Origin of the sequence: Pseudocolwellia antarctica (assembly GCF_049933045.1) — a bacterium.
In the GTDB taxonomy this organism is placed as follows: domain Bacteria; phylum Pseudomonadota; class Gammaproteobacteria; order Enterobacterales; family Alteromonadaceae; genus Pseudocolwellia.
In genome coordinates this window covers 3857698-3882129 of the sequence record NZ_CP187926.1, presented here as the reverse complement: position 1 = coordinate 3882129, position 24432 = coordinate 3857698, and the positions used below count along the sequence as shown (strand labels likewise).

General features: G+C 35.5%; 22 protein-coding genes. 3 read left to right on the top strand and 19 right to left on the bottom strand.

What is annotated here, in order from left to right; genetic code table 11:
* Positions 1–9: 9 nt before the first annotated feature.
* The 5 genes from ACPUVN_RS16790 to tatA all read right to left on the bottom strand — a co-directional run bounded on the left by ACPUVN_RS16790 (position 10) and on the right by tatA (position 3760).
* The gene (locus ACPUVN_RS16790) at positions 10–1527 is read right to left on the bottom strand and encodes a diguanylate cyclase (protein ID WP_426359164.1); all 1518 of its coding nucleotides are present in this window, start codon (positions 1525–1527) and stop codon (positions 10–12) included.
* Positions 1524–2315: a TatD family hydrolase gene (locus ACPUVN_RS16785; protein WP_426359165.1), complete on the bottom strand. Its 792-nt coding sequence runs from the start codon at positions 2313–2315 to the stop codon at positions 1524–1526. The genes ACPUVN_RS16790 and ACPUVN_RS16785 overlap by 4 nt, the downstream gene beginning before the upstream one ends.
* Before the next feature lie 91 nt (positions 2316–2406).
* On the bottom strand, positions 2407–3156 hold the full coding sequence (tatC, locus tag ACPUVN_RS16780) for a twin-arginine translocase subunit TatC (RefSeq protein WP_426359166.1): 750 nt from the start codon (positions 3154–3156) through the stop codon (positions 2407–2409).
* Positions 3153–3509 (bottom strand): Sec-independent protein translocase protein TatB, encoded by a 357-nt coding sequence (gene tatB / locus ACPUVN_RS16775; protein ID WP_426359167.1) that lies wholly within the window; start codon positions 3507–3509, stop codon positions 3153–3155. The genes tatC and tatB overlap by 4 nt, the downstream gene beginning before the upstream one ends.
* Before the next feature lie 2 nt (positions 3510–3511).
* A complete protein-coding gene (tatA, locus tag ACPUVN_RS16770; protein WP_426369495.1) occupies positions 3512–3760 on the bottom strand; it encodes a Sec-independent protein translocase subunit TatA in 249 nt (82 codons plus the stop codon).
* 92 nt (positions 3761–3852) lie between these two features.
* Here tatA and ACPUVN_RS16765 point away from each other — a divergent pair, with 92 nt between their 5' ends.
* The gene (locus ACPUVN_RS16765) at positions 3853–4797 is read left to right on the top strand and encodes a hypothetical protein (RefSeq protein WP_426369494.1); all 945 of its coding nucleotides are present in this window, start codon (positions 3853–3855) and stop codon (positions 4795–4797) included.
* Positions 4798–4834: 37 nt separating this feature from the next.
* Here the strand turns inward: ACPUVN_RS16765 and ACPUVN_RS16760 are convergent, their stop codons facing one another.
* From ACPUVN_RS16760 to ftsY, 5 genes are all read right to left on the bottom strand, one after another.
* Positions 4835–7447 carry a sensor domain-containing phosphodiesterase gene (locus ACPUVN_RS16760; protein ID WP_426359170.1) on the bottom strand — a complete coding sequence of 871 codons (2613 nt, stop codon included), beginning with the start codon at positions 7445–7447 and terminating at the stop codon, positions 4835–4837.
* A 139-nt stretch (positions 7448–7586) separates the two neighbouring features.
* Positions 7587–8450 (bottom strand): RNA polymerase sigma factor RpoH, encoded by an 864-nt coding sequence (gene rpoH / locus ACPUVN_RS16755; protein WP_426359171.1) that lies wholly within the window; start codon positions 8448–8450, stop codon positions 7587–7589.
* 229 nt (positions 8451–8679) lie between these two features.
* A complete protein-coding gene (gene ftsX / locus ACPUVN_RS16750; RefSeq protein WP_426369493.1) occupies positions 8680–9657 on the bottom strand; it encodes a permease-like cell division protein FtsX in 978 nt (325 codons plus the stop codon).
* Positions 9647–10348 carry a cell division ATP-binding protein FtsE gene (ftsE, locus tag ACPUVN_RS16745; RefSeq protein ID WP_426359173.1) on the bottom strand — a complete coding sequence of 234 codons (702 nt, stop codon included), beginning with the start codon at positions 10346–10348 and terminating at the stop codon, positions 9647–9649. The genes ftsX and ftsE overlap by 11 nt, the downstream gene beginning before the upstream one ends.
* Positions 10349–10365: 17 nt before the next feature.
* Positions 10366–11634, bottom strand: a complete 1269-nt coding sequence (gene ftsY / locus ACPUVN_RS16740) for a signal recognition particle-docking protein FtsY (RefSeq protein ID WP_426369492.1) — start codon at positions 11632–11634, stop codon at positions 10366–10368.
* 240 nt (positions 11635–11874) lie between these two features.
* On the opposite strand from ftsY, the gene rsmD reads away from it, so the two are divergent.
* Complete coding sequence (rsmD, locus tag ACPUVN_RS16735) at positions 11875–12453, top strand: 16S rRNA (guanine(966)-N(2))-methyltransferase RsmD (protein ID WP_426359175.1); 579 nt, start codon at positions 11875–11877, stop codon at positions 12451–12453.
* Between the two features lie 2 nt (positions 12454–12455).
* Here the strand turns inward: rsmD and ACPUVN_RS16730 are convergent, their stop codons facing one another.
* The 5 genes from ACPUVN_RS16730 to ACPUVN_RS16710 form a co-directional block, all read right to left on the bottom strand.
* The gene (locus tag ACPUVN_RS16730) at positions 12456–14090 is read right to left on the bottom strand and encodes a serine hydrolase (protein ID WP_426369491.1); all 1635 of its coding nucleotides are present in this window, start codon (positions 14088–14090) and stop codon (positions 12456–12458) included.
* A gap of 37 nt (positions 14091–14127) precedes the next feature.
* A complete protein-coding gene (locus ACPUVN_RS16725) occupies positions 14128–14715 on the bottom strand; it encodes a YjaG family protein (protein ID WP_426359177.1) in 588 nt (195 codons plus the stop codon).
* Positions 14716–14750: 35 nt separating this feature from the next.
* Complete coding sequence (locus ACPUVN_RS16720; RefSeq protein WP_426369490.1) at positions 14751–16805, bottom strand: hypothetical protein; 2055 nt, start codon at positions 16803–16805, stop codon at positions 14751–14753.
* 194 nt (positions 16806–16999) lie between these two features.
* Positions 17000–17398 (bottom strand): SapC family protein, encoded by a 399-nt coding sequence (locus tag ACPUVN_RS16715; RefSeq protein WP_426369489.1) that lies wholly within the window; start codon positions 17396–17398, stop codon positions 17000–17002.
* Entirely contained in the window at positions 17385–17765 is a 381-nt protein-coding gene (locus ACPUVN_RS16710; protein ID WP_426369488.1) for a SapC family protein, read from the bottom strand. Before ACPUVN_RS16710 ends, ACPUVN_RS16715 begins: the two co-directional genes overlap by 14 nt.
* Positions 17766–17957: 192 nt before the next feature.
* Here ACPUVN_RS16710 and ACPUVN_RS16705 point away from each other — a divergent pair, with 192 nt between their 5' ends.
* A complete protein-coding gene (locus ACPUVN_RS16705) occupies positions 17958–18278 on the top strand; it encodes a hypothetical protein (RefSeq protein ID WP_426359181.1) in 321 nt (106 codons plus the stop codon).
* A gap of 308 nt (positions 18279–18586) precedes the next feature.
* Here ACPUVN_RS16705 and ACPUVN_RS16700 read toward each other — a convergent pair whose 3' ends face one another.
* Genes ACPUVN_RS16700 through ACPUVN_RS16685 form a run of 4 tightly spaced genes read right to left on the bottom strand, consistent with a single transcriptional unit; the run spans position 18587 to position 24402 of the window.
* Positions 18587–20734 (bottom strand): HlyD family efflux transporter periplasmic adaptor subunit, encoded by a 2148-nt coding sequence (locus ACPUVN_RS16700; protein WP_426369487.1) that lies wholly within the window; start codon positions 20732–20734, stop codon positions 18587–18589.
* Entirely contained in the window at positions 20731–22110 is a 1380-nt protein-coding gene (locus tag ACPUVN_RS16695) for an efflux RND transporter periplasmic adaptor subunit (RefSeq protein ID WP_426369486.1), read from the bottom strand. Before ACPUVN_RS16695 ends, ACPUVN_RS16700 begins: the two co-directional genes overlap by 4 nt.
* Position 22111: 1 nt before the next feature.
* A complete protein-coding gene (locus tag ACPUVN_RS16690) occupies positions 22112–22894 on the bottom strand; it encodes an efflux RND transporter periplasmic adaptor subunit (protein ID WP_426369485.1) in 783 nt (260 codons plus the stop codon).
* Positions 22894–24402: a TolC family protein gene (locus ACPUVN_RS16685; protein ID WP_426369484.1), complete on the bottom strand. Its 1509-nt coding sequence runs from the start codon at positions 24400–24402 to the stop codon at positions 22894–22896. The genes ACPUVN_RS16690 and ACPUVN_RS16685 overlap by 1 nt, the downstream gene beginning before the upstream one ends.
* Positions 24403–24432 lie beyond the last annotated feature (30 nt).

Sequence of the window (24432 nt, the reverse complement as noted above, 5' to 3'; positions counted from 1 at the left end):
TAACCTTAATTAAGACTTTATAGTTTCAGTCAGAACTTTTTTCTGGACCTGATTACGACCGTTGTGTTTTGCTTTATACAAAGCTTGATCAGCAGCATCAAATATTTCTGTTGGTGTAATATCAGACTGCTGCCAATAGGTACTAATACCGCAACTTATAGTGATAGGGATTTCTTGCTCACCATCAATAAATATTTCTGAACAAATGGATGTTCTTAACGTTTCTGCTAATGAGATAGCGCCTTTAGTATCTGTTTCTGGCAATATTAAGCAAAATTCTTCACCACCATAACGACAACCTAAATCGGTTACACGACCTAAAACATCTTTAATTTTTTTCGCGACCCACACTAAGCACTTATCACCAACGATATGGCCATGAGTATCGTTAACATTTTTAAAATGATCAATATCAATAACAACTAGACTGAGTGGAGTTAAATTACGACGACTTCGTCGATATTCAGCTACTATTTTTTGATCATAATAACGTCGATTATAAAGACCTGTTAATTCGTCTAATGTATTTTTCTCTTCTAACTCTTTATTAGCTTCTTCAAGCTCTTGTAGGGCAATATTAAGCTCTAATGTTCGCTCTTGCACTCTACTCTCTAGCTTCTCTTGATTTTCTTCTTGTAGGATGAATAGATCTGTTTGCGCTTTCTTGGATTTTTGTAAACTCATTAGAGCTCTTTGTTCTGCAATTTCTTTATCTTGAATTTGATAATAGTAACCACGACTCAACATAAACACAGTAAAACATCCACTTAACCAAAATGACGATGTATATAAATAAGGTGAATAACTATAAACGTCAGTATTAAGACCAAATAATGCAATCGCTTTAAGTAAGTCAACAATCAATTGCGTAAACACGAAAGCAGCAAATAACACCGATAAACGCTGGTTTTTTTGTATCAAATGTATCGCTGCAGCCAATAGTAATAAACCAACAGCAAGCTCAATATAAACACTTAACTTAAAACTTAACTCAATAGGTAATATGAAGCATATGGGTAAATATAAAACTAATGCCCATGAGGTCGATTTGATTAACCAATAAGACTTTTTAGACTCTTTTTTAATATGAAAAATCAATAAAGCGAACCACATCAACATCAATTTAGAAAGGATCACGAGTAATGGTATATCAAAATTGAAGAGTGTATAAAAGCGACTAGCACCAACTTCAACAACATAACCTAATAATAATGTCAGTATAATGGCGCGAATAAGGAAATAGCCGGAGAGCAGAAGCACAGCTCTTTGACCATTAGCCAAATAAATTAATAACATCGAAAAAGTAAGAGCAAAAGCAGAACCAATAGCTAAACCATTAGTTAATAAGCCACCTTTGTTAAAGGTAGAGGTAGTATTAGAAGGTTCGATTAAATAGGAGTATGCATTTAGATGTTCTTTAACATCAGCATAATGAAAACCAATAACATCTTCTGTCATGAAAATGAAAAACATAACTAACATGAAACTACAAAGAATTGCCGCAACAAAAGCTAACTTCTGATTCATAGGCGATTTCCTAAACCAAAAACATTCTGCGCATTTTCACTGGTTTGTTTAATAATATCTTGCTCAGAATAATCAGTTAATTTGGCAATTTCTTTAACTATATACGGTAAGTAACTAGGTTCATTTCTACTACTTTTAGGCTTAGGCCTTATGGTTCTAGGTGTTAAATAAGGCGCATCAGTTTCTATCATTAATCTGTTTAATGGTATTTCTCCAACAATATCTCTTAGCTCTTGTCCTCTTCTCTCATCACAAAGCCAGCCTGTAATGCCAATGTACATATCTGCTTCTAAACACAAACGTAATTCTTCGGCACTGCCTGTAAAACAATGAGTCACTAAAAAAGGGATATGGTCGATATGCGGAGTGAGAATATCAAACCAGTCTGTGAAGGCATCTCTTTGATGTAAAAACAGTGGCAATTGTAATTTTTGCGCTAACTCAATTTGTTCTTTGAATACTTTCTTTTGATTTGAAGGTGTAGAAAAGTTTCGGTTAAAATCTAAACCACATTCACCAATAGCTTTAACCGCTGAGTGTTTAGATAAGGCTTCTAATTCTTCTAGATAGTTTTCAGATACATTGTCTGCATCGTGAGGATGAACACCTGCGGTACAAGATAAGTATTCAGGGTATTGCTGGCAAAGGGCTAAGGCTTTTTGACTTCCAGCAATATTGGTCCCGGTCACCAATAAGTGTTGGATGTTATTTTCTTGCGCCCTTGATATAACTTCACTTAAGTCTTTATCAAAACGAGAATTAGATAAATTCACACCAATATCAATCAAAAAAACACCTGCTGGTAAACGATTTTTATTATCGTATTCAATTAATGAGTAATATGTATTTAACAGTACATATTATTGATTTCACATTTATCTATTCTTCTGGGTCTGTCTCGTTACTTTCTTCTTGGTAATAAAAAGAAGCAATAAAAACACCCACTTCAAATAATATCAGCATAGGAATAGCTAACATCGTTTGAGAAATAATATCTGGAGGTGTGAGCAACATACCTACAATAAATGCACCTACAACAATATAAGGTCTTTTGGTTCGTAAGCTTGCTGGGGAAGTAAAGTTGGTCCAACACATTAAAATGATCGCAATGGGTATTTCAAAAGCAATACCAAAAGCAAAAAACAGCTTCAACACAAAATCTAAATAACTACTTATATCGGTTGCTATAGTTACTCCTTCTGGAGCAACTGAGCTAAAAAAAGCAAAAACTACAGGGAATACAACAAAATACGCAAATGCTATACCACCATAAAACAAGAGTGTACTGCCAAACATTAATGGAGCAATAAGGCGCTTTTCATTCTTATATAAAGCAGGCGCAACAAATGACCATATTTGAAAGAGAATGTAAGGCATAGCAATGAAAAGAGAGAGTACTATGGTTAATTTAAAAGGCGCAAATAATGGTGAGGCAACATCTGTTGCTATCATTTGCGAACCTAACGGCATAGTCGCTAATAAAGGTTCAGCTACATAATGGTAGATATCTTGTGCAAAATAAATTAAACAACACAAAACGACTAGCACACCAACAACAGCTTTTAATAGTCGAGTACGTAACTCTAGGAGGTGATCAAATAGAGTGAAGTTATTTGAGGCAGAAGTCATGATTCATTCTTTTTAGTATCTAAAGTCTCTGACTTAAGCTTCTTTGCTTCTTCACTAACCTTTTGAAAAGGTTTATTCACCATTTCAGCCGCTTCTTTTAATGATTTAACAGATTCAGCAATTTCAGGAGATAAGTTTTCCATATTTGAATTTTCTGCTTTTTGCAAATTAGTATGCAGTTCATGAATACGCAATTCTTCGGTAAGCTCAGTTTTAACATTATCGCTCACTCTTCGAATGTTCGCTATCCAACCTCTGACAGTTCTTATAGCCACAGGTAAGCGCTCTGGGCCTAAAACGATCAAGCCCATAATTCCAATAAGTAAAAGTTCCCAGAAGCCAATATCAAACATAATTAAGCTTGGTCTTTATCTTTTTTTTCTACGGTTTCTTTTGTTTCTTCTTCAGCTACTGTTTTATTAGTAATTGATTCAGAATTTTCTGTTTCGGCAGTTTTATTTGCTTCATCATCTGTGATTGCTTTTTTAAAACCTTTAACCGCAGAACCTAAGTCTCCGCCTAAATTACGTAATTTTTTTGTCCCAAATAATAATACAACAATCACTACAATAATTAATAATTGCCAAATACCTATATTACCCATGAAAATTCACCTATGATTTAAATAGAGTTATTATAAAGTTTTAGTTATAAAAAGCACTCTTTCTTGCATTAATTTTCTCAAGGACCTTAAATTTGATAAAAAAGATTTATATTATTTTTTTTAGTTTTGCTTCTATATGTCACGCAGCTGAAGAAATAAAAAAGCAAACAGATGGAGAATATGTAGAAGAAACGCCCTGGATCCACGACTTTCATTCAACTGTTTCAGACTCAGTTTATATGTCTGCGGCTTGGTTTGACGAATTCTTTACAGAAGAAGGAAGTGCTCAACAAAACCCAAAAGTAAACGCGAGAATTAGATTAGAGTGGCGCCCAAGAAGTAGAGATTGGAATGAAATCAAAGCAAGATTTAGAGTAAAAGTTAAATTACCTCATTTTAAAAATAAGGTAGATTTGATTTTATCTGATGAGGATGAAGCTGATCAGTACCAATTACCTTTAGAAACAACGCATACCCAACCTGAAGAAGAGAAATTTTCGGCTTCACTGCGCTATATGCATACCAATGGTAAAAATAAATATACAGATACTCGTTTAGGTATTTCTGGTGGTGATATATTTATAAGAGGCCGTCATAAGCGTTATTTTAACTGGACTGAAAACAGTGCTTTTAAAGTAGAACCTTCAATCTTTTACTTCTTAGGTGATGGTCTTGGAAGCAGATTATTACTTGAATATAACTTTCAAGAAGATCCAAAAACACAATATAGAATAAATTACAGTATTGAAGGCTCTCAATCTTTTAGTGGTATCCGTTGGAAGCATGGTTTTTATCGTTTAAAACATTTAGATGCTTACACCGCTTCAGTTACCTCTTTTCAAGTTGAAGGTGAGCGAAATGGTGAGCGCGATTTTGTTGTGGATAATTATACGGTAAGTTATAGATATAGATTTAATGCTTATAAAAAATGGCTTTTCTTTGAGGTAGAACCTTTTTTAGAGTGGTCTGAAATAGAAAGCTATAAAACAACGCCTGGTATTGCATTTAGAGTTGAAGGTTATTTTTATAAAGGATAAATGATTAACCGTATTTATTTAAAAAATAACGTAAGTATTAACCATTACTTACATTAACCACTTCTTCTTCAAACTGCTTTATTAGACCTGGTCGACTAATATGATAACCTTGACCAAACTCACAACCAACACTTCTTAATTTCTCTAATGTTTCAGCGCTTTCAATGCCTTCTGCAACTAACCTATATCCAAAATTACTGCCTAATTCATGCAGAGCTTTAATTAATGATAAGTTTTGGTTTTCTAAATTTAAAGAATGAATAAAGCTTCTATCAAGTTTGATAAACTCAAAAGGATACCCATGCAAGAAATTGAGAGATGATAAGCCAGCGCCATAATCATCAAGAGCTAATTTAACACCAAACTCTTTTAATTTCTTTAAACCTTTAAGAGCAAGTTCTGCGTGTTGTGAAAATGCAGATTCATTAAATTCTAAAATAAGACGATGTGGCTCTACTGTATTTTTATCTATTAATTTTATCAGTTTGAATAGTTGGTTAGATTGAGTTAAATGTCGACCTGATAAGTTTATCCCAATAAAAGTATTCTTGTATTCTAATGAAGATTGCCAGCATTTTAGTTGTGCGCACACATCTTCTACAACCCAAGTTTCAATATCTAAAATCATGCCTGTTTCTTCAGCCATGAATAGAAATTCGCTAGGAGTTAACAAACCTTTTGTAGGATGATTCCAACGTAATAAGGCTTCAAAACCAATAATCTTAGTATTTTCTAAATCTGATATTTGTTGATAATGAAGCTCGAACTGGCATTCTTTTATTGCGACTCTGAGCTCTTGTTCTAAAGTCATACTTGCAATAAGTTGTTCTCGCATACTGTCATCAAAAAATACATAACGGCCACGACCTAAGCTTTTAGCTTGATACATAGCAGCATCGGCATCACGAAGTATTTCATTTGAGTCTTTGTAATGACTGCCACACATTGCAATGCCAATACTTGCATTAGAATGGACTGTATGGCCTTCTAATTCGAAACCCGCAGCAACTTTATTAATAATTCGACTAGCGACTTCTTCAACATCATCTTCAGACTGTAATGAATCGAGCAAGATAACAAATTCATCACCACCTAATCGAGCCAAAATATCATTGTCTCGTACACAATCTCGCAATCGATCGGCAATTTCAATTAAAAACAAATCACCAGCATGATGGCCTAACGTATCATTGATCATTTTAAAACGATCTAAATCTATAAATAACAATGCAGATTGATGAAGAGGATGGCGTTTCAAGTGACGTAAAGAATAGCCTAATCGGTCAATTAACATTGCTCTATTAGGTAACTTAGTTAATGCATCATGATGTGCGTCGTAATATAGCTGAGCTTCAGCTTTTCTTCTTTCTTCAATTTGCATACGCAGATTCAAGTTAGTGCTTTGTAATTCTTTTGTTCGTTCATCAATTGCCTGTTCAAGGGCTTCATTATTTTTCTGAATTTCAGCTTGAGTTCTTATTCTAAGAATAGTGGTGGCTATATGCTGACTAATAAACTTAACAAGATCCAAATCACTTAATTCATAAGCATTTACATCTTCGTAGTGATAAACCGCAAAAACGCCAAAAGCGACACCTTGATCCACTAAAGGGGCACCTAACCAAGCTTTAGGTAACTTATCTTTTAAAGGTTTAGGTTTATAAAGTTTATTATTTTTAGGATCACTTCCTGCAAGTGTTATTACCTCATTACCTTTCATCAAATAAGGTTCTGTCGACTTAATTACTAACTCTGTAAGACCATTTGAAAAAGGTCTAGATTCAGCGATATCATGATGCTCATCTTTGTAATAAGGAAAATCTATCCATTCATTATTTTGAGAGGTTAACGCGATATAAAAATTATTAGAAGGAATGAGTGTAGTGATTTCTTGATGTAATACTTTATAGAATGACTCTAAGTCGTAGGTTGTTGCTGTTATTTCAGAAATTGATAATAAGGCTTTATGAATTTTTACTGCCTTTTGACGTTCGGCAATTTCTTTTTGTAGTTTTTCATTAGTTTCGGTAAGTTTTTGGGTACGCTCTATAATATTTTTTTCTAATAATTCTCGGCTACGTACTCTATCAATAGCGGTAACTAGATGTTCTGCAATAAACTCTAAGAGTTGTGAGTCTTTATTACTAAACAAAATATCGTGATCATAGCTTTGAAGCGTAATAACTCCTATAACGTTATTACCTCTTTTTAGTGGTACACCTAACCAATCTATGAACGCTGAATTAGATAAATTTAAGTTATGTTTTTTACTTAACGCATCTCTTTCTTTTGCATCACAACTAATGGCTTTACCTTGAGAATAAACTAAACCCGTTAAACTGTGTTTCCAATTTTCACGTTCTTGTTGCTCAATGAGTTTTCTTTCAATAGAGTTATTCGAATAAACGAGAGATAAATTTTGATGACTATTACATAAGGAAATGTGGAAACTATCTGTGATCAGTATAGTTTTGATAATTGATTGCAGTTCAGAATAAAACGAACTCATATCAGTCACTGAACTAGCCAACTCTGAAAGTTGCAATAATCCTGACTGTATTGTTCTAGCTTGGCGATACTTCTTAAGTAAAGATTTTAGCTTTGGTATCTGACGTGCTGCTAGTATGCTTTCGTTCGCATTCACTGGCATCAAAATTTACCCATATTATTAATATTATTTTTAGGTTTTATTTTATGTATAAAGTCTTTCATTATTTAGACTTTATAATGTATATGTTTATTAACAAGAAAACCGACAACTGTCGGTTTTCTTAATCATGCAAAATATATTACGCCGCCATCGACGTTTTTAATTTATTTAATGCATTCTTTTCTAGCTGTCTTACGCGTTCAGCTGATATTTGATATTTATCTGCTAAATCTTGAAGTGTCGTTTTATCTTCACTTAACCAACGAGTACGAATAATATGCTGACTTCTATCGTCTAAACATACCAATGCATTACTTAAACGTTTATTTGCGTGATTACTCCAGTCTTTTTCTTCAACTGAATCAGCTAGATCAGACGCTTTGTCTTCTAAATACTGAGCAGGTGAAAAGCTTGAAGCACTTGCGTTATCATCATCATCAGTAGAAAGCTCAAACGCTTGATCTTGGTTACTCATACGAGATTCCATTTCAAGCACGTCTTTCTTTGTTACGCCTAAAGTTTCAGCAACATTAGAAACTTCAGCATTACTAAACCAACCTAGACGCTTTTTGTTTTTTCTTAAGTTAAAAAACAATTTACGTTGTGCTTTAGTTGTCGCAACTTTTACGATTCTCCAGTTACGTAATACAAATTCATGTATTTCCGCTTTTATCCAATGAACAGCAAATGAAACAAGTCTAACGCCAACTTCTGGATTAAAACGTTTTACCGCTTTCATCAAGCCAACGTTACCTTCTTGAACTAGATCAGCTTGTGCTAAGCCGTAGCCAGCATAACCTTTAGCAATATGTATAACAAAACGTAGATGCGACATGATAAGGTCTTGTGCCGCTTGTAAGTCGTTATTGTTATATAAACGAGTAGCTAATTCTTTTTCACGTTCTGCTGTAAGCATAGGAATGCTATACGCCGATTGCATATACGATTCAATACTTCCACTTTGTGGAACAGTTAGTGCTGTAGTTTGTATAGAATTACTCATCTATTTTCTCCGTAATACTTTATTCTTCGCGATTTTAACAGAAATTTATATTTATCACGATAATTTAAATAATACATTAACGTAACTAAGTGGGTGATACAACAGGCTATCACAACTTTTACAAGTAAAAATGTATATAATTGTTACTTTAGATCAAGTAACAATTATTAAAGACCTTGAACAGTCCAATTAAATTACAAAAACTTAAAAAGTATATTAAGTAGAGTGATTAATCAGCCGTTGGTTCAATTGATTTTATATGTTTACGAACAGAAACATAACTACCTGAAAAACCGAGGATTACTGCAGAAAGGATGAGGTAAAGTGATTCTGAAAATGTCAGCCCCTCCAATATAAAGTTACTATGATACAGAGCTGTTAAGTCCTGCATAGCATTAGACAAGTATGATCCAAGTACATAAACACAAAAACAAGCCACTAAACCACCTAATATGCCATACCATATACCCGCATATAAAAAAGGTCGCTGAATAAAGGCGTCGGTTGCACCCACTAACTTCATAATGGCGATAGCATCTTTCTGATTCAAAATGGCTAAACGTATTGTGTTACCTATGATCAAGACTACCGATAAACATAAAAGTAGCGCTAACCCTATAACTATATCTTCAATCAGTTCAGCCATGGCTTGAAGTCTTGTTAGCCACTCTAAATCAAGCTTTCCTTGTTCTACTTCTCTTTCTTTCTCTAATTTTAGTAATAAGTCTCCTGCAGCTTCGGCCTGGCTGGCACGCTTAGTAGGAGTGACCAAAACCGTTGCAGGTAAAGGGTTATCATCTAGGTATTCAAGTGCATCACCAAAACCTGAAAGAACTTTAAATTCTTTTAGAGCTTTATCTGCTGAAATATATTTAACACTGGCAACATCAGTATAAAGCGAAATTCGTTGCACCAATTGCTGAGCCGACTTTTCAGATACTGATAACTTTAAGAATAAAGTAATTTCTGATGCTGAATCCCATTGCTCAGTCACTGCTTTTGCGTTTTTTACGAAAAGATGTAATGTCGCAGGTAAAGTTAAACTGATACCTAATACCAGAACTGTCATTACTGAAGTAAAAGGAGTGCGCCATAAATCGCCTAAACTACCTATACCTTGTTGAACATGGCGAATAACCCAACCAGCAAAGCGTGCAGAAAAACCTAATTTATTAGAAGGTCGAGCAAAGTGATCATTATTTTGCATCTTGGCTCCCTTGCTTTTGTAAGCCTTCAATCAAGCCGTCATTGATCATGGTGCCTTGCTTTAAGGTGAGCGTGCGATACTTCATTCGAGCAATTAAACCTAAATCATGAGTCGCTATAAGTACAGTTACCCCAAAATCATTAAACTCTTCAAAGAGCTTTATAATATCAAGTGATAATTTAGGGTCTAAGTTACCCGTAGGTTCATCCGCAAGTAAGATTGGAGGTTTGTTAACAAGTGCTCTAGCGATGCCAACTCTTTGTTGTTCGCCGCCTGATAGCATATTAGGATAATATTTAAGTTTGTTTTGCAGATGTACTTTTTCTAAAGCCGCTTCTACGCGTTTACGTGTTTCTTTTAAGCTACAACCTTCAATAATTAAAGGCAGCGCTACGTTATCAAAAACAGTGCGATCCATTAACAGGTTATGATTTTGAAAGATCATACCTATATTGCGACGGGCGTAAGGAATATTTTGGTATTTGATCCGAGATAAATCAGTATTGTTCATCTCAACCGTACCGCTTGTAGGCTTTTCCATTAAGCACATTAATTTTAATAATGTGCTTTTACCTGCGCCAGAATGACCTGTTAGAAAAGCCATTTCGCCAGTATTAACTTCAAAACTCACATCTTTAAGTGCGATGAATCCACCAGGATAGGTTTTACTTACATTGTCAAAACGGATCATAAATTGTGTTTGCTCAGTTAGCCATCGTGAGAAAATAAAGCATCGATAAAGTCATCACCTTTGAAAGGTCTTAAATCATCAATACCTTCTCCAACGCCTAAATAGCGAATTGGAATATTATGTTTATCTGCAATAGCAAAAACAACACCACCTTTAGCAGTACCATCGAGTTTGGTTAAAGTTAAACCTGTTAACCCAACAGCTTTATCAAATAGGTTAGTTTGACTAAGTGCATTTTGTCCAGTGCCAGCATCAAGTGTTAGCATAACTTCATGAGGTGCATTTACATCAAGTTTTTTCATTACTCGAACCACTTTTTTCAGCTCTTCCATCAAGTGATCTTTATTCTGTAGTCGACCTGCAGTGTCAGCAATAAGTACATCAACACCTTTTGTTTTAGCTGAGTTAATGGCATCAAATATTACCGAAGCACTATCTGCGCCTGTATGTTGAGCAACAACTGGAATGTTATTACGTTCGCCCCATACTTGTAACTGTTCAACAGCTGCAGCTCTGAAGGTATCACCAGCAGCTAACATAACAGACTTGCCTTCCGCTTGAAATTGTTTAGCCAGCTTGCCAATAGTGGTAGTTTTACCTACACCATTTACGCCCACCATTAAAATAACAAAAGGTCCGTTACCTTTAGGTATGACTAGCGGTTGAGTGACTGGCTCAATAATTTTTTTAAGCTCTGCCTTTAATAAATCATATAAGGCTTCAGCATCTTTCAACTGGTTTCTCGATGCGCTTGTCGTTAAAGAATTGATAATTTTAGTGGTGGTATCCACCCCAACATCAGCTAATAACAGATGCGTTTCTAATTCTTCGAATAGCTCGTCGTCAATTTTTTTGCCGCGAAATAAACCAAATATTCCACCACCTAAATTTTGACTGGTTTTTTTCAAGCCTTGCTTTAAACGCGAGAAAAATCCGCGCTCTGGCTCTGGCTCTGGCTCTGGCTCTGGCTCTGGCTCTGGCTCTGGCTCTGGCTCTGGCTCTGGCTCTGGCTCTGGCTCTGGCTCTGGCTCTGGCTCTGGCTCTGGCTCTGGCTCTGGCTCTGGCTCTGGCTCTGGCTCTGGCAGGACAGTTTCGCTTTCTAAATCTACTTGTACAGCACTATCGTCATTATTTTCAGGTAATTTATCGATAACCTGATCTTCAAGTTCGGTTTCAACAGAATCTTCTTGTTGAGGCGCTTGCTCTTCTACAATAGGTGCTTCTTGTTTTTCTTTATCTTGATTACCAAAACCTAACCAAGAAAACATACCTTTCTTTTTAGACATAAAACTAATTTCTTCTGTGTGCCACACATATTGGTGGCATTAATGCAATAAACAGGGATAATATTAATAACATAGTATCATTTAATACCACTTACATTAAATATTGTTTGGGCATTCCTTGATAAAACAAAGGTTTTAATTAATTGATGTATTTTTAGAAGTGATTTTACCCTTTTTATCTATATTCAAAACGCTTTATAAACCCTTATTAAAACGACAACTTCAACGATAACTGATTTCATGAATAAACCTAAAACAAACAAAAGTCCTGCTAAGGGAAGTATTCGAATTATCTCAGGTAAACATAGAGGTAGAAAATTGCCTGTATTAATGGCTGAAGGCCTAAGACCTACAACTGACAGAGTGAAAGAAACTGTGTTTAATTGGCTGATGCCTTTCATGCAGGAAAGTACTTGTTTAGACTGCTTTGCTGGATCGGGTGGTTTAGGTTTTGAAGCATTTTCACGAGGTGCGAAATCAGTAACACTAATTGAACTAAACAAAGCTGCAGCACAACAACTTGAACAAAATAAAAATTTATTAAAAGCCCATGAAATAACTATTGAGCATACAAATACATTAACTTATTTGGAAAAATGCTCACAAAAGTTTTCAATTGTTTTTATAGATCCTCCATTTCGTAAAGGTTTAATAGAAGAAACCGTTAAGTTGCTCAACAATGATCTTTTAGAGCCAGACGCTTTAATTTACATTGAAATGGAAAGTGAAGAAGCTATTTCAGCAATGCCTAATAACTGGTTATTACTTAAAGAAAAGAAAGCAGGGCAAGTTGCCTATCGTTTATATCAAAATACTTAAAATTAGTGAGTTTTTGGTATGAGTTTGAGATCTTGAAAATCAAAACTAAAATCAGTTAAATAAGACACTGGTTTTAGCGTAACTTCACTGATATCCCCATCAGGAGTGACTGAAAATTTCACATAAGCATCGGCGTTCAGTGACCGATCATCCCAACGTACAATAAAGGTATTATCTTGATAATAAAAAAGCTCACCTTTTAGTGAGGGAGTTTGGCTAAATGTTATTCTTAGCTTTTTGTTTTCCAAAAAAATCATTATTTCGCCATACCATTTATCGATATAAGTTTGCGCATAACGATCAAGAGTAAGTGGCGAACTTCCACTTTGAATTAAATGTTTTTCTATCTCACTTAAGCGGTTTGTTTCACGCTTTAATTGCCTTTGTTCTTTTTGTTGATAAAAAGCGACCCAGTCATTCTTAGGTAAATCTAAATAGACTTCAAAAATTTCTCGATATATAGCATTTATCGCAGCATTGGATTGTTGATTGGTTAATATAACGATGCCAAGATCTCTTTCTGGAATGAGCAGTACTTTAGAAAGCATACCTTGTATTCCACCACTATGATGAACCAGCTTCATGCCATGGAAATCTTTCAAAAACCAACCTAAACCGTAAGCAGAGAAGTGTGTATTATCCTGCTCAATTTCGGTTTCAGTCACTTTGCGTGATATATGTGATTGCCACATTAAACTTGCTTGGGTTTGGCTATAAAGCTGATAAATATTTGAGTTTATTCCCAAGTTCAGCTTTATCAGTGACTGATCTCCTAAACCCACCTTCTCTTTATTCAACTCACCTTGATTTAATAAAACCTTAAGCCACAGTGCCATATCGTGCACGTTTGATATTACTGAACCAGCAGATGAGAAGTTTGTAAGGTAATCGCTTTCTACAACAGTTAATTCTTCATTAATAATAAGATGAGGTTTAGCTATGTTGATTTTTTTGTTTGATAAATTTGAAGTGAGTAGTGAAAAACTTGCCGTTGAATTATTCATGCCCAAAGGAGTAAACAAGCGCTCTTGAAGATTCTGAGACCAAGGTTTGTGGGTTATCTTCTCTATAATCTTACCCGCAATAATGTACATTAAATTATTGTAGGCGAACTCGGTACGAAAGCCTGAAGCTTGCGGTAAATGCTTTAGTCCATTGAAGATGTATTTTTCAGTATAAGATCTTGCGGGCCATATCATTAAGTCACCCGCGCCATAACCTAAACCACTACGATGTGACAGCAAATCTATCAGGGTAAATTCATTCGTGACAAAAGCGTTATACAATTGAAATTCAGGCAAAATATCAACAACTTTAGTTTGCCAAGATATTTTATATTGATCGACAAGTTGTGCGAGTAATACAACCGTCATTGCTTTTGTATTTGAAGCAATACCAAACAGAGTATCTGAGGTCACCTTTTCTAATTTACCATACTCTTTTAAGCCAAAGCCTTGACTAAATACCAGGTGATCGTCTTCTACAATAGCAACGGCAACACCAGGAATATTAAACTCCTGCATAGCCTCTGTAATAGCTTGTTCTACTTTTACGGTTTTATCAGATGAATGTGCTGAAAAGCTAGGTGAGATAAAAAGGAGGATAAGTAGAGAACTAAAGTGAAATATAGCTTTCATTGAGTTGCTCTACTTATTGTTTGATCTAATACAGAAATTAAATTTCAATGCCTAAGTTAGATAAACCTTCTTCAAGCACTAAAGATTTAGCATGTAAACATGACTTTTTATTTTCTTGGGCGAAACTAATGTAGTTAAATAACTCTTGTTGAGTTTCTAACTCCCATTGCATAAGGGGATGTGAATCAATGTCTTCGTCAGAAATAGCATCTTCATCCATCTCTTGGCTCAACATTAGCTCTACATATTTTACTACGCTATTTTCAGAAAGCTTACTGACATTGAAACAGCCATCAGAGGTTTTGTCTTGCATAATTTGAAACAAAGACACCATAGCCATACAAGTATCTAAAGCAGGGTAAACACCAAAAAAATCGAATGATTCAGGTTCTGGTATTTGTGGCTCTAGTTTAGTTAATTGAGCTTCGTAGTTTATTTTACAGCGGTTATTTTTATCTAACCATTGCCATACGGTATCTAGCTGGTTACGTAAAACTGAAAATTCACCGAACTCTGTTGCTTCAGAAAAAAGCTTGTAGTTAGGTAACATACGTTCTAACAGAGCAGCACTGAATGCTATTTGCTGCCATTGACTTAGTGCGTCGAAAGAGAGTGATTTAGACAAAAGATTTTTCCATTAACACTTATAACCCTAATGGGTTATTTACTATTTAATTGCTTTTGAGCGTACTCAAAGCGTAAACGATATTCACGTAGCTTATCTTCTAACTCCGTGACTTGTTGATCTAGCTTAGTATGTAAATCTAAGTTTTCATCGCGGAGATATTTAATTGTATCACGCGCTTTATCATATTCACTTTCTTGTTTTTCTTTATTAGCTTCAACACGTTTTTGTATTTCGATGACATTACTATTAGCGTTGTCATAACTTTCTTTTAAATGGATGATTTCTTTCTGGTAATCATCAATCATGGTGTTCGCTTCTTCGTAATGTTTAGTTAAGTCTTTATTCTTAGTTGTTAGGCCCGCAATGTCTTTTTCTAGTGTAGTTATTTTGTTACCTAGCTCAGTAATTTTTTTACTTGAGTTTTCATCTGTTTTTTTAGATTGTTCAATGAGGGTTTTATGTGTTTTAACTTGTTCTTCTAATGTTATTTTTTGAGTGTTTAGTTGATCTTCGTACGCTTTTATTTTGGCTTTTTCTTGAGTAAGGGTTTTGTTCAATTCAGATAGTGTTGTTTGATGTGATTTATCTTTTTCTTTATCTGTTTGTAACTGCGACGCTTTATCTTTTTCTAAATCAGCAATCGTTTTATTAAGTTTTTCTCCTGTCGTTTGATTTTTCTCATTTGAAGAAACTAAAGCTTCTAATTCAGACCTATGCTTGTCTATGCTTTGTTTTAATGAGTCTATTTCTATTAGATGTTTACTACTTTGTTGACCTTGATTTTGTTTCTCAACATTAAGTAAACGTTCTGCTTCTTTTTGAGCTTGTTCACTAATCGTAAGCTTCTCATTTAATTGGACTAAGTTACTTTTAAATGATTCTGACTCAAGGTTAGCTTTCTCTGCACTAGCTTTTTCATTAGCTATCATGGCATTTAGATCAATCGATGTTTTGGTTAAATCAACAACCTTACTCTGTAAAAGCTTCCCTGAATTGGTTTCTGTTGCAACTAAGGTTTCTAACTCAGTAATCTTGTTACTAAACGTTATAATTTCTTTCTTATAAGTGTCGATACTTTGTTGTTCTTGAATGAGCTGTTTACTGACAACAGCACTTTCTTCAGACATTTTGGTAATGTTATCTTGCAGTAGTTTGACGGTTTGTTTTTCATTTTCTAATGACGTTTCTACTGATGTATATTTTTGTTTTAATGTAGAAATTTCTTTATTAAGTTTCTCTTCATTAACTTTTTCATGACCTAAAGCTGTATCCGTAGCATTAATGGTTTCATTTAATTCTGTGACGCTATTTTCGAGTACTTTTTTATTCGCAAGTTCAGTAGATAGTGATGTTTCAATAACAGTGATTTTTTGTTGAAGGTCTTTAATGTCTTTTTGATACTGTTTAACTGAACTCTGTTCTTGTGATAGTTGTTTATTAGACGATTCTGATTGCTGACTATGTTCTGCTTTAAGGTAGTCTAGTTCGCTGGTGATATTATTAAGCTGTAGTGTGAGGTCGGATATTTGATGATTTTGAACTTCTAATGTTGCCGCTTTAGCTTTATCATTTTTACTTAATATATTCTGTGAAGATTCAAGTGTTTTAATTTTTTGAGTAGAGTCTTCAAGTTCTTTTGTCGTGTTATTTAAAGCGGTTAATTGTATTTCGTTTTTTGTTGTTAATTGATTATTCGCATCACTTAACATAGATAATTCAGCGAGTTTCTCTTTTAATACTTGCTCAGTGTCAGTTAATTTAGCGCTATTTAATTGTTCATTATTTTTAATGGCTTCATCACGACTGGACAGCTGTGCTTTAAGGTCTGATATCGTTTTTTGATACGTTTCAGCTTCTATAGCATTTGACGACATTGCTTTATCTGAATCTTCTTTGAACTGAGTCAACTTAGATTTTAGTGATTGATAAATTAGATGGTTTTCAATTATTTCGTTCGTGATCACTTCCGGTTTAGCATAAGTAGACACCAATGCAGAAACCTTGTCTTCAATTTGAACATAAATATCACCAGCAAGACTTTGGATTTGTTCCTCAATATCCAAAGGTACTTTTGATTGCTGTGCCATAAATCCCTCAACAGTTTTTCCCAAACATTGATGTAAACTAACACAGGTCAACCAATCTGTTAATGAAAAGATTCACACTTTCATTTACTTACTTAAAGGTGACTTTCATCAGCTAAATGATAGGAAATCATCGAAAGCTATATTTTAGGCAATAAAAAAGGAGCCTAAGCTCCTTTGGGTTTAACTATTTACTCTTATTTCTTTTCTTCAGCAGTAACAGGTGTAAAACGAATACCTGATACTTTTTGCTTAGAATTACTTTGATTACGTAATTGAGCTAATCGATTAATTTGAGCAGCAGAACCTAACATTGCATGAATAGGAATGAATAAACCACGCTTGTGGAAATCAATTACTTTCTCATCAGATAATTCTGTAAGCTTGCTCTCGTTAATACCAAATAAACCAACAAGTTTCTTATTTTGGTTGTTGTTGTAAGTAATACTTAGTTCTAACTCTAATAATAAGTCATTAGCCTCAAGTTCTTTAATGAATTTATCTGTCATTACTTCGCTTTCATACAAACGACCTAATGATTCTTGTGCGCTTTTATAGAAATCTGTATCTTTACCATCTTCATCAAAAAAGAGCATTTTCTTTATCTTCACCAACAAATTGGCTATCTAAATCAATACACGTTGTTAATGTTTTTTCTTTTTCAGGATCAAGACCTAAGCTAAATGGTACTAAAGATACTGATTGAGGCACATAAATAGCATCCCATTTTGCTTTGCTATAATATAAATTCTCGCCAGCTTCTAAGCCTAACATTACAACACTTCGAAAGTTTGCAGATTCAGGTTCTTTTACTAAAATAATAGGGTAACTTGTTGCTGCTTGAGCAAACTCTAACGCGTTAATTGGTGCAATATGTTGACCTGAAACATGCTCTAAACTACGTTGAGATGAAACTTTTAAGTTTTTATGCTGATCACTTTTTACTGGAACATTATTAGCCATTTTTATTTTCTCTTTTTATCGCTACTGATTATTCTTTACAAAATAGCAGCATATATTAATTTCGTATAAAGGTTATGGTGACAGCATTTGGTGGTTTCAATGGTAAAATATAAAAAATACTGCTTTTTTTTATTTGTTGATTAATTTTATCTATAATTGTGTCTATAAATTAAAACTAATTCATTGAGAAATATGAAAAATACTGCATTCAAAAAACAATTTTTTTATTTCACGTTTTTAAGCTTAATGGCTTTTTCAGTTATTGCTTTACCTAGAGTAAATATTGAGCACATGACCAGTGTTCAAGGCGTGCCTAGTGTAAAAGTATCGAACCAAACATCATTAACGCTAGCCTGTTACGTCGCTATAGACGGATACAAAAGGAAGTTTGTTTTACAAGCCTTTGGATCTTCAAAATGGTTTTCTGCATCAAGTAATCAGTACAAACACTCTAATTTTAGTACGTGGTGCGATGCTTTAGAGTTTTATCCTGATTATAAAAAATATATTTAACCTGAACTCTGGTTAATGGGTTTTGTAATATATTGATTTTCAATACTTTATAAGTCAATTATTGCAACACCACTTGTTTAAATGATTTATTACTCTCCTAATGTTGGAATTTAATTCTATAACAAGGCATTTTTCTTGACTAATAGCTGGCTATTAGCAATAAAAACACAGTTTTTTTATTCCCGATAAAAACTAAGTACCTGCATCCATGCAGGCAACGACGTTAGAGGGTTAAATAACAATATTAGGCATAACTGCTTATCCAGAGTTCAGGTTATTTAGCTCCTTTAAAAGTATTCATTAACCTCCTATAAGCCCAGTTCACTAGTAAGGACTCGCGCAACTTGTTTAAATATACGAGACGCAAAGTTTGTTGCCTTTACTTCTATTTCTACCGAACCAATAACTGTACGCGAATTAAGGTTGTCTGTAGATTGAGATCCTGTAGGCTCCAAACGAAGTAAATACACAGGTTCTCGCGGTCTTAATATTCCGTGTTCATCTATATCAACTGCAATGCCTCCTTCATTTACGGATGCCAAAACCCGTAAATCTATTCGATCTGAAGCTAATGGAGCAATCTCTTTTAATGATAAGAGGATTGCTGAAGAAGATGGATCATCAGCGATAAATACGGCTTCATTACCCACATTTAATCGAGTACGATCAATGGCAAATACATAACCTCGTACATCAGCATAGCTAGATGAAATAATTCGCATAAGTTCTGCGCCAGTACCTAACCATTGTTTAGCATGTAAATTCGGCTGTAAATCTCGTATTTGACCTGAAAAGGGTGCTTTAATTTGTAAACGTGATTGTCGCTCTGTTAGTTGAAAGTATCTTTCTCTTTCACTAGTAAGTTCCTGTTCCAATACCGACCGTTGTGATCTATCTTTTATATCGCTTACTGAACGACCAATTTGTGCAACTAGTAAATCTATACGAAGTTGGCTACGACTTAACGCCACCTCAAGTTCTGGGGATATTAATTTAAAAAGAGTATCTCCTGCTGTAACCATAGCGCCATCACGAGCAATAACTTCGTCGATAATGCCTGCTTCAGGCGCAACAACAAGTTGATCACCACCATAACTATAAACGGCAGGAACCGTTACATGAGAATCTATAGGTAAGAAGAGTAATAACAATAAAGCTATAATACCTATAAGTGTTCTACCACTTTGTCTGTTAAAAGAAATTTCGCTTCGCATAGCCCACCATTGTTTGATTTCGTTCCATATAGGAAGCCCAATAAAAAATATTATTTCTACCGCAAATAAAATGATCCCAAGCGCCTTAAAAAAGAAATAATAAACAGCAAGGGCAATCCCAGTAAATAAAAATATACGGTAAATCCATGTACCAAAAGCAAATGCTGTTCGCCAGTTTGCTCCAAAGCGCGTAACGTCTTCAGGCATTGCTTTACCTAAACCAAAAAGCCATTCTCTTAACTGCCATTTCCCGAAAGCAAACGAGCGTTCTTGAAGATTTGGAACACCCACCGCGTCTGACATAAAATAGTAACCATCAAATCGCATGAAGGGATTCAAGTTTATAAACATACTTAGTAGCCACCCAGTTGTAGCGAATATAAAAGCAATACTACGCAAAGTTCCATCGGGTAATAACGTCCAAGCAAAACCCGCTAATCCCGCAACCATTAGCTCCATTCGTACGCCTGCGGCATCTACTGCTAATCGCTGACGCCGAGAACGTAATCGCCAAACACCTGTTGTGTCGGTATATAACATGGGAAATAACAACATAATGGCTACACCCATTGTTGAAACGCGAGCGCCATAACGCACCGCCGTGTATGCATGTCCGCATTCATGCAATATTTTCACTAAAATAAGTGCTACACCATATAAGAAAAAACCTTGAATATTAAAAAAGTCAGGGAATGTTGCTAAAAACTGATCCCAACTTCGTGCAATAAGAAAAATACCGATTGTGGTTAATATTGCCCAAATAATAATTGCCTGAGTAGACCAAATAAATGAGATTTTAGGTAATGTTCTGCGTAAAAACTGATCGGGGTGTACGAGTGGAATACGGGTAAATAAGTAATTCTTCATCAGCCATTGCCACGGGGTTTGATGCCGAGCATCAGCTTGTTCCATAAAATTTTGTACTGAACTACCAGGAAGACTTTCTACTAAGGAGTTTTTGATTAAAAAAGCCGTAAACTCTTCTAGTTCACCTGGCTGCAATGCTTGTCGTCTTTGCTTCAGTGTTGTCGCTAATGTAACTAGATCTTTTAAAGACCAAAGGGATAAAATTTCAAATTCTCGTTGACCTATCTCAAAAAAAGCATGATTAATGGGATCAAAGATTGTCCAACTTGGCGCACCACCCACTAACGGAGCACCTCGGCTTACTTGTAACTCTTGACGTAGTTGAGGCAGTTGTATGTTAATAAGTTCGCTGTCTATACTTGCCTCTGTTGTCATAAGCCGATGCCTTGGCGTGTAGCAGCAATTGGACGACGTAATATACGATAAATAAGAGGCACCCAGCCACCATACACACGAGCTGAACCATGAGCACCTATTTGTATGTCATCTGTTGTTTCTATCGGCTTAGCCGCGAGTAAAAAGGCTTCTCGACCATCAGGCAAACGGCTTGAATGATATGAGCTACGTGCTACCTCTGCCGATACCGCGCTAAGAGGAGCATTATCAAGATATACTGTAACCTTGGCTTCAGGATTAATTTCTATCAAGTCTCGAAGAGGCAGCTCTATTATAAATTCAACTTTGTTAGGATCGGCTATTTCAACAATATGTTCACCAACAGAAACAGGGCGGCCTTCCCAATCTCGACGATCGCTATAAACAGCTATACCGTCTTGGGGTGCTCGTAATTGTGCTCGTTCTAAAACACCTTGTGCATAATTCGCTTCAGCTTCAGCAAGGTGATATTCAGATTTAGTGACAGCGATATCACGCGCAGCCTCATTATCTGAAAAGGCTGCATTCTTTGCTCTTTCGTACCGTACAGCCGCAACCTTAAGTTTTTCAGAAGCCATTGCCGCGTCATTGCGCAGTAACATATCTTCAAGACTTACAATGAGTTGGCCTTTCTTCACTTCTGCGTTTGGAGGCACATGGATACGTTCTACCACGCCATTTGTAGGGGAAGATAAAATAAAGGGCCGTTCAGCTACCACTCTGACGGGAGCTAAAACACTAAGTCTTACAGGTATTAAGGCAATAACGATTACCGCAATAATGGCAATACGTTTTTGAATACGTGTTAACCATGGTTTTCTCCGATCAGTCCAATGCGGTGTAAAAGCCATCCAAGCATGAGAGTATGTTCCAGCTAATCGTTCAGCGATTAATTTTTCAGCTGCCGGCCAAGCAAGTAATCGAGCTAATAATATACCCGCAAAACAGGTACCATCACGTTGCTTTAAAGGTACCCAAATCATATTAATAAAAGGATATTCGGTGGTTTCAGGATCTTGTGGTTCAGCATACGCCGAAGCTTTGAATTCTTGCATTTTTTCAAGATCGACATCTTTACTTAATGATAAAATTAAACGTTCAATCCATCGTATTGCTGGTGAATTTCGATCAACAACAGCCATACTTGAAACCGTATTCACTTTCATTTCATCTGTGCTACCGTGCTTTTTAAATACAAAAGCCTGACCGTAATTTAACAAACAACGTGTTTCATTAGCCATGTGATATAGGAGTTCCATATCACTTTTTTGGTCACGAATATCCGCTTCAAACTGCAATAACTTTTGAAAGGTTTCAGTTTTAGGTTTGTTTTTACTGATATTTTTTGGCGTGTTTGAAGCTTGTTTAATTTCCATATTAACGAGACTCAGCAGAGATAAATCGAGCGTCACCACTCATCCCTGGTATGGTATTTATAGGTGTTCCTTTAAATCGTCCAATGACCTTAATCGTTTTACTAACCGGATCAACTACTGCACCTAATCGCACAATATAGGCTTCATGCACTTTACCATTTTCGTCTATTTTTATAGAAAATGAGGTGCCAATTTCTAACCATGAAAGCCAATGGGACGGCGCAATAAGTTTAATTTCTAAATTTTTCTCACGTTGTATTTTTATTACCGGTGTACCTGCAGTTGGGCTTTCAGCTATGCTAGCTAAACGTTCAACGACACGACCTGCGTATGGTGCTTTAATAATACAATCATTTAGTCCTGCCTCAAGTGCTAAGGCTTCAGCTTGTGCGCTTTCGAGTCTGGCTTGAGAAATAAGTACGTCATTTTTGCCAATAGCTCCATATAGGTCTAATTCTTGGTTACTTTTTAGCGTTGTTTCAAGTGCAAAGGCTGTTGCTCTCGCTGCTTTTGCTTCAGCCTTACTGCGTGTACAGTCAAAACTAACAAGCTCTACACCTTTTTCAAAAGCCTCTCCATCACTAAAAGGAATACTTTTAATAACAAAACCATTAATTCTAGAACTAATGACCGCTGTATCTCGAGCTGAAATAACACCGCGTACATAAACTTCTTTATTATTGGTGTTATCTATTGCTTGCTCTGACGATGTTTGTCCAACAGCTTTTCCAATAAGTAGACTTTGCAAAACTAAAATAATATAAATTTTTAAGGGTAACCCCATTATTTAACATTACCATTTAATAACGTTAAGCCTGATGGTGTAACACGTTCTGCCCATAATGTTTCTAACGACGAGCTTAGTTTATCTAAAGGTTCAGAACCGGTAATATCGGGTCCAAAATCGTCTATTCCTATTGCAGCAAACAGATTAGCGTATGCATTTTGCATATCAGCAAACGCAATATCATATTTTACTTCTGTTATTAGGGTTTTCATTTCTTCACGGATCAGGCTTTGTTTACTTACCGTATCGGCTTTAAAGCCTTTTCGGATTTGATCCATAATACGTTTTTGAATTGCGTTTTCTTGTTGCACTGTATTGAAGGTTTTTGTCAAATGATTATAACGGGCATACGATACATGTACCTGTGTCATTACTGCCATAGTTAATGCCAAACCACGTGCTTCTAATAAATTATCTTGAGCCGCTATGGTTTTTTTATGCTCTGGAAGACGGAATAAGTTCATTACATTCCAACTTGCTTGTGCGCCCCAATTTACCCAATCGTTATTATATAAAAAATCGTTAGAGCTATTGTTGGCACCTACAAATAATCGGAAACTTGGAAACGCTGAAAGGATGGTTGCATCTAATTCATGAGAATTAATACGCAAACGATAATCTACCTCTCTTAATTCACTTCTGTTTTCTAGCGCAACGGTCACCATTTCGTCTACTTCAAATGGTTGCTTTAATGGCTTCCTATTGCGGTCTGGTAACGCTAATGTAAAAGGTTCGCTTGGCGCTAGGTTCATTAATGCGGCAAGCTGACGTTTAGCGATCATAAGCTCGCGTTGTAACCTTTGTATTTCTCTTTTTATTCCAATAAGTTCGCGCTGATAAGTTAGTGCAGTTAATGGCGCAGTAGCACGTCGGCTTTCAAGTGCTCTTGAACTGGCAAGGTTGTCTTCAACATTTTGTGCAAGTCCGTCTAATTTCCCTAACATACGTTCTGCGCTAACAGCTCGCCAAAATGAAGTTCGTACATCCTCAATAATGCGGTTAGCTACTTTACGACGATGTTCTAAAGCGATAAGAGCTTCATCTGCTTTTTGTTTGCTACGAACATATGAAAGACCAAAATCGAGTACATCCCAGCTTAAAGAAAGATCCGATTGAAGGCTGTTTTTCTCACTGGATGTTGATGGCTCTAACGATTCAGTATTGGTAAGTAATGAACGACTTGAAGCACCCGCATAATTATCTCTGCCTGTATATCCGCCGGTTGCTACAAGCTGAGGTAACATATCGAAACGAGAAAGATCTGACTCACTTATTCTCAACGCTTCTTCCATTAGCTCTACTTTGTAATCAAGGTTGTATTTTAATGCGCGCGCCATTGCGTCGTATAAATTGATAGGCGCGGAAACAGGGTCCTGATTCAATGTAACTATTGATAAACGTTCTTTAGCTTGTTTTGATAACTGATCTTTATCAAAAGGTTCTGGTATTACTGTACAGCCACCTAAAGATAAAATAAGTACCGCAGGTATAAAGGGAATTTTCATTTATTATTACTCCTGTCTACATAAATGTTT